The sequence below is a fragment of the Nocardioides sp. 503 genome (assembly GCF_004522095.1).
GTDB lineage: Bacteria > Actinomycetota > Actinomycetes > Propionibacteriales > Nocardioidaceae > Nocardioides.
This window is the reverse complement of the sequence record NZ_SPUI01000004.1, coordinates 363,408-376,318: the sequence shown is the minus strand read 5'-3', so window position 1 is coordinate 376,318 and position 12,911 is coordinate 363,408. Positions and strand designations below refer to the sequence as shown.

13 protein-coding genes and 1 riboswitch are annotated in these 12,911 nt (G+C 72.3%); of the genes, 3 read left to right on the top strand and 10 right to left on the bottom strand.

Annotated elements, in window-relative coordinates; genetic code table 11:
* Window positions 1-186: 186 nt before the first annotated feature.
* The 6 genes from E4622_RS15615 to E4622_RS15590 form a co-directional block, all read right to left on the bottom strand.
* The gene (locus tag E4622_RS15615; protein ID WP_245156054.1) at window positions 187-1,236 is read right to left on the bottom strand and encodes a phosphatase PAP2 family protein; all 1,050 of its coding nucleotides are present in this window, start codon (window positions 1,234-1,236) and stop codon (window positions 187-189) included.
* 33 nt (window positions 1,237-1,269) lie between these two features.
* Entirely contained in the window at window positions 1,270-2,268 is a 999-nt protein-coding gene (locus E4622_RS15610; protein ID WP_134741136.1) for an ABC transporter ATP-binding protein, read from the bottom strand.
* Complete coding sequence (locus tag E4622_RS15605) at window positions 2,268-3,932, bottom strand: ABC transporter permease subunit (RefSeq protein WP_245156053.1); 1,665 nt, start codon at window positions 3,930-3,932, stop codon at window positions 2,268-2,270. The genes E4622_RS15610 and E4622_RS15605 overlap by 1 nt, the downstream gene beginning before the upstream one ends.
* A 2-nt stretch (window positions 3,933-3,934) precedes the next feature.
* Window positions 3,935-5,026 carry a thiamine ABC transporter substrate-binding protein gene (locus tag E4622_RS15600; RefSeq protein WP_134741135.1) on the bottom strand — a complete coding sequence of 364 codons (1,092 nt, stop codon included), beginning with the start codon at window positions 5,024-5,026 and terminating at the stop codon, window positions 3,935-3,937.
* Window positions 5,017-5,124, bottom strand: a riboswitch (TPP riboswitch). It overlaps the preceding gene by 10 nt.
* A gap of 14 nt (window positions 5,125-5,138) precedes the next feature.
* Window positions 5,139-6,011, bottom strand: coding sequence for an RNA polymerase sigma-70 factor (locus tag E4622_RS15595; RefSeq protein WP_134741134.1), 873 nt, complete (start codon window positions 6,009-6,011; stop codon window positions 5,139-5,141).
* The gene (locus E4622_RS15590; protein ID WP_134741133.1) at window positions 6,008-6,583 is read right to left on the bottom strand and encodes a carboxymuconolactone decarboxylase family protein; all 576 of its coding nucleotides are present in this window, start codon (window positions 6,581-6,583) and stop codon (window positions 6,008-6,010) included. Before E4622_RS15590 ends, E4622_RS15595 begins: the two co-directional genes overlap by 4 nt.
* An 83-nt stretch (window positions 6,584-6,666) precedes the next feature.
* On the opposite strand from E4622_RS15590, the gene E4622_RS15585 reads away from it, so the two are divergent.
* The 3 genes from E4622_RS15585 to E4622_RS15575 are packed head-to-tail and all read left to right on the top strand — an operon-like array spanning window position 6,667 to window position 8,655.
* A complete protein-coding gene (locus E4622_RS15585; RefSeq protein WP_134741132.1) occupies window positions 6,667-7,581 on the top strand; it encodes an alpha/beta hydrolase in 915 nt (304 codons plus the stop codon).
* Window positions 7,582-7,610: 29 nt separating this feature from the next.
* Window positions 7,611-8,063: a GNAT family N-acetyltransferase gene (locus tag E4622_RS15580; protein WP_134741131.1), complete on the top strand. Its 453-nt coding sequence runs from the start codon at window positions 7,611-7,613 to the stop codon at window positions 8,061-8,063.
* Window positions 8,064-8,073: 10 nt separating this feature from the next.
* Window positions 8,074-8,655, top strand: a complete 582-nt coding sequence (locus E4622_RS15575) for an NIPSNAP family protein (protein WP_134741130.1) — start codon at window positions 8,074-8,076, stop codon at window positions 8,653-8,655.
* A 3-nt stretch (window positions 8,656-8,658) separates the two neighbouring features.
* Here the strand turns inward: E4622_RS15575 and E4622_RS15570 are convergent, their stop codons facing one another.
* The 4 genes from E4622_RS15570 to E4622_RS15555 are packed head-to-tail and all read right to left on the bottom strand — an operon-like array spanning window position 8,659 to window position 12,907.
* Window positions 8,659-9,750 carry an MBL fold metallo-hydrolase gene (locus tag E4622_RS15570; protein ID WP_134741129.1) on the bottom strand — a complete coding sequence of 364 codons (1,092 nt, stop codon included), beginning with the start codon at window positions 9,748-9,750 and terminating at the stop codon, window positions 8,659-8,661.
* A gap of 10 nt (window positions 9,751-9,760) precedes the next feature.
* Window positions 9,761-10,567, bottom strand: coding sequence for an SDR family oxidoreductase (locus tag E4622_RS15565; protein WP_134741128.1), 807 nt, complete (start codon window positions 10,565-10,567; stop codon window positions 9,761-9,763).
* 20 nt (window positions 10,568-10,587) lie between these two features.
* Window positions 10,588-11,688: a diacylglycerol kinase gene (locus tag E4622_RS15560; protein ID WP_134741127.1), complete on the bottom strand. Its 1,101-nt coding sequence runs from the start codon at window positions 11,686-11,688 to the stop codon at window positions 10,588-10,590.
* A gap of 46 nt (window positions 11,689-11,734) precedes the next feature.
* Window positions 11,735-12,907 (bottom strand): NADH:flavin oxidoreductase, encoded by a 1,173-nt coding sequence (locus E4622_RS15555; RefSeq protein WP_134741126.1) that lies wholly within the window; start codon window positions 12,905-12,907, stop codon window positions 11,735-11,737.
* Window positions 12,908-12,911: the final 4 nt, after the last annotated feature.

Here is a 12,911-nt window from a genome sequence, read left to right as displayed (position 1 = left end):
TGCTCAACTGTCACAAAAGCACCACTTGTCACAAGATTTCTCAGATTCATCGGCGTGTCGACTTGACGAACTACAACCTTGTAATTCGCACAAATGGCGGTAGTCCCTGACGTTCGTGTCGTGTTGGATCGATCCAAAGCGACACGAACGTCAGGGACTACCCCGCCGTGGCGAGCTGACGGAGGCTCAGGCCTTCTCGACCGGGATGGCCGAGGTGGTGGTGGTGGGGTGGGAGCGCAGGCTCCGCTTGTCGAACTTCTGACCCGTGGCGAGACCGCCCAGGTAGAAGGACACGAAGGCGATCATGATGCCGGCGACGTCGTCGGCGAGGTAGTGCCAGCCGAAGTAGATGGTGGCGACCACCGTGATCGAGAAGTTGGCCCAGAAGACGATCTTGAGCACCCGGTTGCGCAGGGTGAACTGCACCATGAGCGCGACCAGCAGGGTGATCGCGCAGTGCAGGCTGGCGAAGCCGGCCACCGACTGCACGATGCCGGTGACGCCGCCGTGGATGACGTCGGCCCGCGCGAAGGCGAGGCTGTTCATCAGGTCGGTCGTCGGCGTGTGGGTGAGGTCGGTGTAGCGGGAGAAGTACTCGAAGCCCGGGCCCTTGGTGGGCAGCGCGTAGTAGGACAGCGTGCCGAGCGACCACGCGAGGCACTGCGAGGTGGCGAACCAGTAGCCGTAGGAGATGTTGCGCGACCACACCAGCCAGGCGGTCAGCGCCAGCGGCACGAGCGGCAGGAACCACAGGTAGATGTAGGACAGGAAGTGCGCCGAGACGCTCTCCCCCAGCACGGCGTGCAGCACGACCGGCGGGTCCTGGCCGAAGAACAGCACCCGGTCGAGGTACATCAGCTCGCGGTCGTACTCCACGTCGCCGCGCACGAACGGCAGGGACGACTTGAGGTTCCGGTAGCTGACGTAGGTGATGTAGAAGGAGACGATCCCGACGGCGACCAGCGTGACCCGCTCGCGGTTCCAGTGGGTGCGCAGCCGCTGGCGCACGATGCCTGACATCGCCGAGGGTCGCAGCTTGGAGTACCACAGCGTCCGCGGCAGCAGGTCGAGCAGCAGGGCCCCGAAGAGCAGCAGCGGCAGTCGCGCCCAGGAGGGCCCCAGGAACTTGCCCTCGGGGTCCAGCAAGGGGCGGCCGTAGTGGTTGGACACCACGAACGCGAGGATCCCCATCACCGCGGCGATGCCGATACAGGTCACGTAGGCGCGGCGATACACCGGGTCAGTGTAGGGACCGGCCGGGGGATCGCCTCATCGGATCACCGCGAGTCGTGAGCGGTCCACGACCAGCCGCACCGGCTCCCCCGCCGCGGGGTGCGCGCCCACCGAGGCGACCGCGTCCAGCTCTCCGACGCCCTCGACGCCGACCACGAGGCGCACCTGGTCGGGGGTCATCCGCGCGGACAGGACGACTCCCCGCAGGTCGTGGAGTCGGCCGGGACCCGGCGAGGCGTCCACGGTCAGCGCCGAGCGGCGTACGGCGACCGCCGGTGCGGGCGGCAGGCCGGCGGCGGCCAGCACCCGCTGGGCGGCGTCGTCGACCAGGACCCGCGCGTAGCCGAGGAACAGCGCCGTCTCGGGGTCGGCCGGCGCGGCCCACACCTGTGCGATCTCGCCGCTCTGCACCAGGCGACCGGCCCGCATCACCGCGATCCGGTCGGCCACCGTGTAGGCCTCCTCGTGGTCGTGCGTGACCATGAGCGCGGTCGTGCCGGCGGCGACCAGGATGTCGCGCAGCTCGCCGGCCAGCCGCTCGCGCAGCCCAGCGTCCAGGGCCGAGAGCGGCTCGTCGAGCAGCAGCAGCCGAGGCTCCACGGCGAGCGAGCGGGCCAAAGCCACGCGCTGGCGCTCACCGCCGGACAGGGTGCCGGGCAACCGGTCGGCGTAGCCGGCCAGCCCGACCAGCTCCAGCAGCTCGGCCACGCGCGCCTCGGCGTCGCGCACCTTGCGCAGGCGCAGGGCGTAGCCGACGTTGCGCCCGACCGTCAGGTGCCCGAAGAGCTGGCCGTCCTGGAACATCAGGGCGAACCCCCGCCGGTGCGTCGGTACGCCGCCGAGGTCCTGCCCCGCCCAGGCGATCGTGCCGCGGGCGGGCTCGAGGCCGGCTACCGCGCGCAGCAGCGTGGACTTGCCCGACCCCGACGGCCCCAGCACCGCCAGCACCTGGCCGGCCGGGAGCTCGAGGTCGACGTCGACCACGGCGGGGACCCCGTCGTAGTCCACCGAGACGTGCGCGAGCGACAGACTCATCAGAGCGCTCCCAGGGACGGCACGCGCAGCCGCTCGACCGCCAGCATCACCGCGGCGGTGGTGGCGGCGAGGACGACGGAGGCGGCGAGGGCCATGCCGTAGTTCATCGCGCCCGGGTGGCCGATGAGCCGGAAGATCACGACCGGGAGCGTCGCGCTCTCGTCGCGCGCGAGGAACGCGGTCGCGCCGAACTCCCCCAGGGACGCGGCGAAGGCGAAGCCCGATGCCGCCAGGAGCGGACGCCACAGCACCGGCACGTCGACGGTGAGCAGGGTGCGCAACGGGCCGGCCCCCAGCGACGCGGCGGCCTGGCGCTGGCGGTCGTCGATGCCGTCGAGCACCGGCACCAGCGTGCGCACCACCAGCGGCAGCGCTACCAGTGCCTGCGCGACCGGGACCAGGAGCGCGGAGTCGCGCAGGTCGAGGGGAGGCCGGTCCAGCGTGATCAGGAAGCCGAAGCCCAGCGTGGCCGCGGAGACGCCCAGCGGCAGCATGAAGAAGCCGTCCAGCACCGTGCGGAGCCGGCGCTCGGCGCGCGAGCGCGAGCGCCTGGTGACGGCCAGGGCGACCAGGAGCCCCAGCAGGAGCGACATCCAGGTCGCGTCGACCGCCGTGCGCAGCGAGGTGACGAGCGCGTCGGTCACCGGCACCACCAGGGCCTGCTGGTCGCCGACGCTGTCGAGGGCGCGGTAGTTGCCCAGGCTCCACGCGTCCCCGACCCGCAGCGAGCCCACGACGAGCGTGGCGATCGGTGCGGCCACGAGCGCCAGGAGCAGCACCGTCATCGCGAGCTGCGGGAGGTCGGTGCGCGCGGGCCGCCGCGGGCGCGACGGGACGCGCACGACGCTCGGGTCGGCGCTGTGGCGCAGCCGGGCGGCGACCGCCAGCAGGGCCACGACCGCGGCCAGCTGCACCAGCGAGAGGGCGGCGGCGCCGGGGAGGTCGAGCAGGTCCGTGGTGAGCAGGTAGATCTCGGTCTCGACCGAGCTGTACCTCGTCCCGCCCAGCGTCAGGACCACCCCGAACGACGTGGCGCAGAAGAGGAACACCACGCTCGCCGCCGAGACGATCGCCGGGCGCAGCGTCGGCAGCGTCACGGTGCGGAAGACCTGGGCCGGGCTCGCGCCGAGGGCCGCGGCGGCCTCGGCCGGCCGCGAGTCCAGCGACTCCCACGAGGCCCCGACGGCGCGGATCACCACGGCGGCGTTGAAGAACACCAGGCCGGCGACGATCGCGACCGGCGTGCCGTCCAGCCCCAGGAACCCCAGCGGTCCGGACTCCCCGAGCAGCTGGCGGAACGCCACCCCCACCACGACCGTCGGCAGCACGAACGGCACGAGCAGCAGCGCCCTCACGGTGCGGCGCAGCGGGAAGTCCAGCCGGTGCAGGGCGTACGCCGCCGGGAGCCCGAGCAGGACCGACACGACCGTCGCCAGCCCGGCCGACCACACGGTGAACCACACCACGCGGCCGGTGCGCGAGCGGGTCAGCACCTCCAGGACGGCGCCGACGTCGAGCTCGCCGTCGGGCCAGAACCCCCGCGCCACCATGCCGCTGACCGGCAGCACGAAGAAGCAGCCCAGCACCACGACCGGCAGCGCCGCCAGCGCGACCAGGGAGGCGGGCCGCCGGACGGCGGGAGGCAGCGACAGGGACAGGGACACGGTCAGCCGGTGGTGACGTCGCGCCACTCGGTCAGCCAGGCGTCCCGCTGCTCGGCCACCTCGGCCGGGTCCACCTCGTGCGGCTCGTCGGACTGCTTCGCGAAGCTCGCCCAGTCGGCCGGCAGCTCGACGCCGTCGACGACCGGGAAGACGTACATGCTCTCGGGCAGCGCGGCCTGCACCTGCGGACCCAGCAGGAACTCCACCAGCGCCTTCGCGCCGTCGGGGTTCTTCGCCCCGGCCAGCACGCCGGCGTACTCCACCTGGCGGAAGCAGGTGTCGAGCAGCGCGCTCGTGGTGGTGCCGCCCTTGCCGTCGACCGTGAAGGCCGGCGAGGAGTCGTAGGACAGGACGATCGGGCGGTCCCCCTTGCCGCCGCCCTGCGTGAAGTCGGCCTGGTAGGCGTCCGACCAGCCGTTGGTGAGGCGGGCGCCGTTGTCCATCAGGTCCGACCAGTAGTCGGGCCAGTCGTCGCCGTACTCGTCGATCGTGGTGAGCAGGAAGGCGAGGCCGACCGAGCTGGTCGCGGCCGACGGCAGCACGAAGAGGTCCTCGTAGGCCGGGTCGGTCAGGTCGGCCAGCGTCGCAGGCGGGTCGATGCCCTTGTCGGCGAACCAGGTGTCGTCGACGTTGACGCAGACTCCTGCGTTGTCGACCGGGGCGAGCGCGTGGTCGTCGTCGCCGTCCAGGGCGTAGGTCTCAGCGCCGGCGGGCAGGTCGAGGTCGAGGCCGTCGAAGACGCCGGCCTCGAGGGCGCGGGAGGCGAAGGTGTTGTCGACGCCGAAGGCGACGTCGCCGGTCGGGTTGCCCTCGGTGAGCACGAGCTTGTTGGTCAGCGTGCCGGCGTCGCCCGAGGCCCGGACCTCCAGCTGGTAGCCCGACTCCTCCTCGAACGCCGCCACCACCTCGTCGGGCAGCGCGAACGACTCGTGGGTGACGAGCACGACGGTGCCGCCGGCCTGGGGGCTCCCGGACGATCCCCCGGCGTCGCGACCCTCGTCGTCGTCACCGGACCCGACCAGGGAGCAGGACGTGGCCACCAGGGCGAGCGCGGCCAGGCCCAGCGGTATGCGGGCAGCGGAAATGGACCTCATGTGTGACTCCCTTCGCCGGTACTAACCGGAGCAGGTTCAAGGGTCTGCGGCTGGTCCGCACTCTCAGCAAGCTCGCGCTTGCTCCCCTGTCGTGTGGTCCCCACCCTAGCGTTCAGCGGGTGAGCGAGGTCTCCCGGTCCAGGCGCCGGAGCTTGTCGGGGTTGCGCACGAAGTAGATCGCGGTGACCAGCCCGTCCTCGATCAGGAAGGTGCCGACGGTGTCGAGACCCTCGGCCGAGAACAGGCGGAGGGCCGGGCCGCCGTTGACCTCGACGACGTCGGCGGACTCCGCACCCCCGCCGGCGACCGCGGTGAGGAAGCGCACCACCTTGTCCGCGCCGCAGATGGGCTGCAGGGCCGCCTTCCGGATGCCGCCACCGTCGGTGAGGAGCACGACATCGGGGGCCAGGACGTCCATCAGCGACTGCAGGTCGCCGGTCGCGGCCGCCTCGAGGAACCGGGCGAACACCGCCTCCTGCTCCCCCGGCGTCACCCGGGCCCGCGGCCGGCGCGACTCGACGTGGCTGCGGGCGCGGTGCGCCACCTGCCGCACGGCGGCCGGGGTCTTGCCCACGGCGTCGGCGATCTCGTCGTAGCCGACGTCGAAGACCTCGCGCAGCACGAACACCGCACGCTCGGTGGGCGTCAGCGTCTCCAGCACCAGCAGCATCGCGGTCGAGACGCTGTCGGCCAGCTCGACGTCCTCGGCCACGTCCGGCACCGTGAGGAGCGGCTCGGGCAGCCACGGGCCGACGTAGGCCTCCCGACGCCGGGCCGTCGTGCGCATGCGGTTGAGCGCGAGCCGGGTGGTGACGCGCACGAGGTAGGCACGCGGCTCGCGCACGGACTCCTGGTCCACCTCGGCCCACCGCAGCCAGGTCTCCTGCAGCACGTCCTCGGCGTCGACCGCCGAGCCGAGCATCTCGTAGGCGACGGTGAACAGCAGGTTGCGGTGCCGCACGAACGTCTCGGTCGCGCCGGTCATGGGGTGGAGGGTACGACGATCGGCAGGTCGCAGACGTCGGAGTAGCCCTGGCTCTGCAGCCCGGCCGCGGAGTTGAAGCGCGAGCGCATGTTCTCCAGCGCGACCATCTGGGTCAGCTCCACGACCGCCGGCGCTCCGAGCGCGTCGAGCAGGCGGGCGGTGAGCTCGTCGGTCACGGCCAGCGGCGTGACGCTCATCGCCTCGGCGTACTCGAGGACGTCGCGCTCCACCTCGGTGAACGCCGACGACTCGCGCCAGCGCGGCACCTCGCGCAGCTTGGCCAGGTCGAGGCCCTCCGTGTGCCCCATGAAGTAGCCGAAGTCGACGCACCACGAGCAGCCGATGACGGCCGCGCTGGCGAGCTGGGCGTAGGACTTCAGGTGCGGGTCGAGCTCGTCCCACCTCGCCACCTTGCCCTCGAACGCGAACACCGCCTTGAGGACCTTGCGGTGGTGCCACAGGACGTAGGCGTTGTCGGGGACCTGGCCCCACGCGCGCCGGGCGTAGGTGGTCATGGCCTTGCCGTAGAGGCCGGAGATCGTGGCCTGGGGGATGCGGAACGTGCTGGGCATGCGGGGCTCCTTCGTGGACGGGTCGCTGCCCACGAGACACCGGTCGCCGGGGATCTGTGACAGGCGTGTGCGAGGCTCGCGCCATGCCGAGTCGCCGCCACCAGTTGCTGGCCTGGGCCCTGCCGCGGATGCGCGGGGCACGCGAGATGGACGACGTCGCCGAGGAGCGCGCCCGCGTCGAGCAGTGGCACACCACGCTCGACCGGGGGCTGCCGACCAACGCCGTCCCGCGCTTCGACCGTCGCTTCACGGTCACCACCGAGACCCTGCCCGGCGCCGACGGCGACTTCACGTCGTACACGGTGACGCCGCGCGGGCTGGACCCCGACCTCACGCTCTACTACGTGCACGGCGGCGCGTTCATGGCGCCGGCCGACCCCTTCCAGGTGCGCTACGTCCTCCGGCTGGCCACCGAGCTGGGGGCGCGCGTGGTGGTCCCCGACTACCCACTCACCCCCGAGCACACCGTGCACGCCTCGCACCGAGCGGTCGTGGACCACGCGGTGGGCTGGGCCGAGGAGGGGCCGCTGGTGCTGCTGGGCGACTCGGCCGGCGGAGGCTACGCGCTCGGGGTGGCGCAGGCGATGCGCGACCGGGGCGGCGCGCAGGCGGCGCGGATGGTGCTGTTCTCCCCGTGGGTCGACCTGTCCACCAGCACGGTGGCGGAGACCGAGGCGCTCGACGCCTACGACCCGTGGCTGTTCATCGGCAAGCTCCGCGCCTACGCGGAGTGGTGGGCCGGCGGACCCGACCAGCTGACGCGCTACGAGGCGTCGCCGGCGCTCGGCCGGCTCGACGGGCTCCCGCCCACGCTGATGTTCTGCGGCACCCGCGACCTGCTCGTGCCCGGCTGCCGCCTGCTCGCCCGGCGCGCCGCCGAGACCGACTGGGACCTCACCTACGTCGAGGAGCCGGGGCTGCTGCACGTCTACCCGCTGCTGCCGCTCATCCCCGAGGCACGGCGGGCCTGGCGGCAGATGATCGCGTGGCTGGGCTGACATGACGGGGCCGACATGACGGGGCCGACATGACGGGGCCGACCATCGAGGTCGTCGGGTTCGACGACCTCGACGCCCGCACGGCCTACGCCGTGTGGCGGCTGCGCCAGGACGTCTTCGTCGTCGAGCAGGCCTGCCCCTACCCCGACCTGGACGGCCGCGACGTCGAGCCGGGCGCGCGGCACGTCCTGCAGCGCGAGGGCGACCGGCTCGTCGGCTACGCGCGCGTGCTCGACGACGACAGCGTGTGGCGGATCGGTCGGGTCGTGCTCGACCCGAGCGCGCGCGGCCGCGGTCTGTCGGCGCCGCTCATGCTGGCCGCGATCGGCGCCTGCCCGGGCCGCGACGTCGTGCTGGACGCCCAGTCGCCGCTGAGCGATTGGTACGGGTCGCTGGGGTTCGTCGTGGACGGGGCGGAGTTCCTCGAGGACGGCATCCCGCACCTGCCGATGCGGAGACCGGCTGTCGGCGACGGCCACTAGCGTCCCGGCCATGACGACGCGACCCGAGATCGGCGTGGTGGAGCTGCGGCAGTACACCCTGCACCCGGGCCGTCGCGACGAGCTCGTCGAGCTCTTCGACCGCGAGCTCGTGGAGACCCAGGAAGCCTGCGGGATGTGGGTCCTGGGGCAGTTCCGCGACCTCGAGCGGCCCGACAGGTTCGTCTGGCTGCGCGGCTTCACCGACATGGAGGGCCGGCGCCGCGCGCTGGAGGCCTTCTACGGCGGCCCCGTCTGGGGGCGGCACGCCGACGCGGCCAACGCGACGATGGCCGAGTTCGACGACGTCTACCTGCTCGCGCCGGACGGGGCGATCGAGGTCGCCGACTCGCGGACGCCTCCGGGCGCGGCGCACGGCGAGCTCTCGGTCACCGTCTACGACGGGCGTCCCGACCTGCCGCGCGGGCAGGCGCTCGCGGTGCTGGTCGGTCTCGACGCCGCCAACACGTTCCCGGCCCTGCCGCTGCGCGACGACGGTGACGTCACGGTGCGCGTCGAGCGCGGCCCGCCGCCGGCCGGCCCCGTGCGCCAGTCGATCCGCGCGGAGCCCACCGGCAGGTCGCTCCTGCGGTGAGCCTCAGGCCGGCCCGGCGGCGTACCGCACGCCGTCGGGCGCCGCCTCACGCGTCACCTGCCCGCGCGCGACGAGCAGCTCGAGGTGCGCCTTGGTCTCCATCGAGGCCATGCCCTGGCTGAAGACGTCGAGCTTCTCGAACGGCGTCTCGTGGCGGGTCCAGCCCAGTCCCTGCGCGACGTCGTACGCCGTCACCGTGCCGGTGCCGACCAGCCGGAGGCTCTCCGCGAGGCGCCGCTCGTGGAAGGCCAGCAGCTCGTCGACGCGGGTGTGCGACGACGGCGCCACCGGGCCGTGCGCCGGCAGGATCGTCAGGTCGGGCAGGGCGCGCACCTTGGTCAGCGAGGCCATGAAGTCGCCCAGCGGCTGGTCGGTCGCCGGCACCGTGAAGCCGATCGAGGGCGTGATCGTCGGCAGCACGTGGTCGCCGGCGAACAGCAGCCCGGCGGAGGTGTCCGCGAAGACGAAGTGACCGGGCGTGTGCCCGGGCGTGTGCACCGCGTCGAGGGTGCGCTGGCCCACCGCGATCTCGTGGTCGCCCTCCAACCAGGTGTCGGGGTGCGTCCAGATGCTCATGTCCGGCGGCTCCGCGCCGGCGTCCCCGCGCACCCACTCGTCGGCGACGGCGCGGGCGCCGGCGGAGACCAGGACCTCCACGAACGGGTTCTGCGTCATCGACGCCGCGTTGTTGAGCAGGTCGAGGGCCGGCTTCTCGTCGGCGCCCAGCGCGACGTCGATGCCGAGCTCGTGGCCCAGGACGGTCGCCATCGTGAAGTGGTCGCGGTGCACGTGGGTCACCAGGAAGCGGCGCAGGTCGCCGAAGCCGTAGCCCACGTCCTTCAGGCAGCGCTCCAGCAGGTCGCGCGCCACCGGGATGGCCCAGCCGCCGTCGATGAGGGTCAGCCCGTCGTCGGTCTCGATGACGTAGACGTTGATCGCGCGCAGGCCGTCCATGGGCAGCGGCAGCGGGATCCGGAAGATGCCGTCGGCCACCCGCCACGCGCCCTCGGCGGTCCAGTGCTCCCCGGAGTCCGGCGAGACGGCGTGCGCCGTGCTGACGCCGGGGTCGCGGCGGGCTGCGGGGTCCGGGCTCACGGCACGGACGCTACTGCCCGACGTCGGGGAACCCGAGGTCGAGGGTGGGCTGCTGGATGCCGCCGTCGACCTCGAGCAGCTTGCCCGTGACGTACTGACCGGCACGCGAGCTGAGGTACAGCACCGCGGCCGCGATGTCCTCCGGCTCCCCGACGCGACCCAGAGGCGTCTTCGACTCGAGCTGGTCCATCATCTCGGGCTGCCCGGCGACGTACTCGAGGGCGCTGGTCATGATCGAGCCGACGTAGACGCCGTTGACCCGGATCCGGGGCGCGAGGTCCTGCGCGGCCATCTTCGTCCAGTGCGCCAGGGCGGCCTTGGCCGTGCCGTAGGCGATGAAGCCGCGGTCGGCGGTGCGGCCCATCATCGAGCTGATGGTGACGATGCTCTTCTGCGCGTCGGGCGCCGACTGCAGCATGAGCGGTACGGCGGCCCGGCTCAGCGCGTGCGCCGTGGTGACGTTGAAGCTGAACGCCTCGTTGAGGAACTCGTTGCTGGTCTTGAGGAACTCCGTGGGAAAGGTGCCCCCGACGTTGTTGACGACCGTGTCGAGCCGCCCGAACTCGTCGTAGGCGGCCTGCGCGAGGCCGGCGACCGCGTCGAGGTCGCTCAGGTCGGCAGGGACGACCAGCGCCCGGCGCCCGGTGGCGCGGATCTGCTCGGCGACCCGGTCGAGCTGCCGCTCGGTGCGCGCGGAGATGAGCACGTCGGCGCCGGCCTCCGCGAACGCGACCGCCGTACCCGCTCCGAGGCCGCGGCCCGCGCCGGTGACGATGGCGACCTGGTCGGTGACCGCGAAGCGGTCCAGGATGCTCATGCGGGGCCCCCGTGGGGTGTTCATCGCGTCACCAGTCCGCGTCCGGTCACGAGCGGCAGGTCGAGCGCGGTGACCAGCCCGGGCGGGGCCGCCACCACCGCGGGCAGCGTGGTGATGATGCGCTGGGCGGTCGTGATCATCCCGGAGACGTTGTGGTCGCCGTGCTCGCCGTGGTGGGTGAAGTCCACCTGCATCATCGGCTCGCCGGTGATCTTGATGCGGTAGCAGCCGTCGCTGCCGGCCGGTGGGGTCTCCCACTCCGGCACCTGGTCGGGCGCGGTCCGGGTGATGTGCTCGAGGACCACGCGCGGCGTGCCGTCGACCTTGCCGACCAGCTGGAAGCGCACCGCGCCCATGGTGCCGGCGTCGACGTCGCCGGAGACCGACGGCGTGAACACCTCGGCCGCCCGGCGGTCCACCTCCTCGGTCAGCGGCTCGTCGAGCACGATGTCGAGGCCGGCGGCGATCTGGCGCACGACGCTGCCCCACGCCATCGTGAGGATGCCGGGCTCCCACAGCATCGGACGGAAGTCCATGGGCTTGCCGAAGCCGAACATCTCGCCCATGACGACGGGCTGGTAGTAGGTCGAGTAGTCGCAGATCTCCATCACCCGCACCTCGTCGATGCGCTGGCTCAGGCTGGTCATCACCAGCGGCAGCACGTCGTTGGCGAAGCCGGGGTCGATGCCGTTGACGTGCAGGCTGGCGTTGCCTGCGCGGCAGGCGTCGTCGATGCGCGCCAGGAGCTCGGGCGGCAGGATCTTCTCGGGCCACTGCAGCAGCACCGGCCCGCTGCTGGTGACGTTGATGCCGGCGCCGACGAACGAGATGAGGTCCTCGATGCACTCGAAGACCCGGTCGTCGGCCATGGCGGTGTGCACGATCGCGTCCGGCGCCAGCGCGATCAGCGCGTCCCGGTCGGTGGTCGCCCGCACCCCGAGCTCGCGTCCCAGCTCGGCGAGCACCCCGGCGTCCTTGCCGTCCTTGTCGGGGTTGGAGACCCACACCCCGACGAGCTCGAGGTCGGGATGGGCGTCGATGCCCGCGATCGCGTGCCGCCCGATGGTCCCGGTGGACCACACGACGACGCGGAGCGGACGGTCACGGCTGTCTCGAGGCATGGCGTCAACCTAGAACACGTTCTAGATTTGGGGAAGGGCTCGGCGGTCAGTGACCCGCGACCACCGGGCACCGCGTGCCGGAGTAGATGGTGGGCATGCAGCGGTTGCAGTGGATGCAGACGCCGGCGGTCTGCCGACCGGCCTGCAGCTTGTTGACCAGGTCCGGCTCGCGCAGGACGGCGCGGCCCATGGCGACGAAGTCGAAGCCGTGCTTCATCGCGCGCTCCATCGTGTCGAGTCGGTTGATGCCGCCGAGCAGCATCAGGGGCATCGTCAGCGCCTCGCGGAAGCGCAGGGCCTTCTCCCAGAAGTAGCTCTCCTCGAAGTCGTACTTCTTCAGGAACGAGCGGCCCATCGGCGTACGCATGCCGAGGCGCACCGGCAGCGGCATCGACGCCGCGAACTCCTTCAGCGGCACGTCCCCGCGGAAGAGGTACATCGGGTTCATCAGCGAGCTGCCCCCGCTCATCTGCAGCGCGTCGAGGTGACCGTCGGCCTCCAGCAGCTGCGCGAGCTCCAGACCCGCGTCGGTGGTGACGCCGCCCTTGAACCCGTCGCTCAGCGACACCTTGGCGGTCACGGCCACCGCCTCGCCCACCTCCTCCCGCACGGCCCGCGCCACCTGGCGAGCCAGCCGGGCGCGGTTCTCCAGCGAGCCGCCCCACCGGTCCTTGCGGCGGTTGAGGCCCGGGGCGAGGAACGAGGAGATCAGGTAGCTGTGCGCCATGTGCAGCTCGAGCACGTCGAAGCCCGCGGCCACCAGCGTGCGAGCCGTCGCGACGTACGCCGCCGTCACGCGGGTCAGGTCCTGCTCGCTCGCCGCGCGGATCATCTGCATCGACAGCGGACTCGGCATCCGGCTGGCGCTGATCGCCTTGACGCCGTTGGATCGGCCGTTGGCCACGGGGCCGGCGTGCCCCACCTGACCGGCGATGGCGGCGCCCGTGGCGTGGATCGCGTCGGCCAGACGGGCGAGCCCGGCGGCGGTGTCGGGGCCCACGACGATCTGCTCGGCATGAGTCCGGCCCTCCGGGGCGATCGCCAGGTAGGCGACGGTGGTCAGCCCGATCCCACCCTCGGCGACCGCGAGGTGGTAGTCGATCAGCGCGTCCGTCACCTGCCCGTGCGGGGCCCGGCCCTCGAAGGTCGCGGCCTTGACGGTCCGGTTGCGCAACCGGACGGGGCCGAGCGTGGCGGGTCCGAACACGTCAGGGGTCACGACC

What these genes read in the sequence shown, in the direction of transcription:
- E4622_RS15610 (WP_134741136.1), bottom strand. Translation starts at nt 2,268, where the DNA reads ATGAGTCTGTCGCTCGCGCACGTCTCGGTGGACTACGACGGGGTCCCC.
- E4622_RS15600 (WP_134741135.1), bottom strand. Translation starts at nt 5,026, where the DNA reads ATGAGGTCCATTTCCGCTGCCCGCATACCGCTGGGCCTGGCCGCGCTC.
- E4622_RS15595 (WP_134741134.1), bottom strand. Translation starts at nt 6,011, where the DNA reads ATGACCGGCGCGACCGAGACGTTCGTGCGGCACCGCAACCTGCTGTTC.
- E4622_RS15590 (WP_134741133.1), bottom strand. Translation starts at nt 6,583, where the DNA reads ATGCCCAGCACGTTCCGCATCCCCCAGGCCACGATCTCCGGCCTCTAC.
- E4622_RS15585 (WP_134741132.1), top strand. Translation starts at nt 6,667, where the DNA reads ATGCCGAGTCGCCGCCACCAGTTGCTGGCCTGGGCCCTGCCGCGGATG.
- E4622_RS15580 (WP_134741131.1), top strand. Translation starts at nt 7,611, where the DNA reads ATGACGGGGCCGACCATCGAGGTCGTCGGGTTCGACGACCTCGACGCC.
- E4622_RS15575 (WP_134741130.1), top strand. Translation starts at nt 8,074, where the DNA reads ATGACGACGCGACCCGAGATCGGCGTGGTGGAGCTGCGGCAGTACACC.
- E4622_RS15565 (WP_134741128.1), bottom strand. Translation starts at nt 10,567, where the DNA reads ATGAGCATCCTGGACCGCTTCGCGGTCACCGACCAGGTCGCCATCGTC.
- E4622_RS15560 (WP_134741127.1), bottom strand. Translation starts at nt 11,688, where the DNA reads ATGCCTCGAGACAGCCGTGACCGTCCGCTCCGCGTCGTCGTGTGGTCC.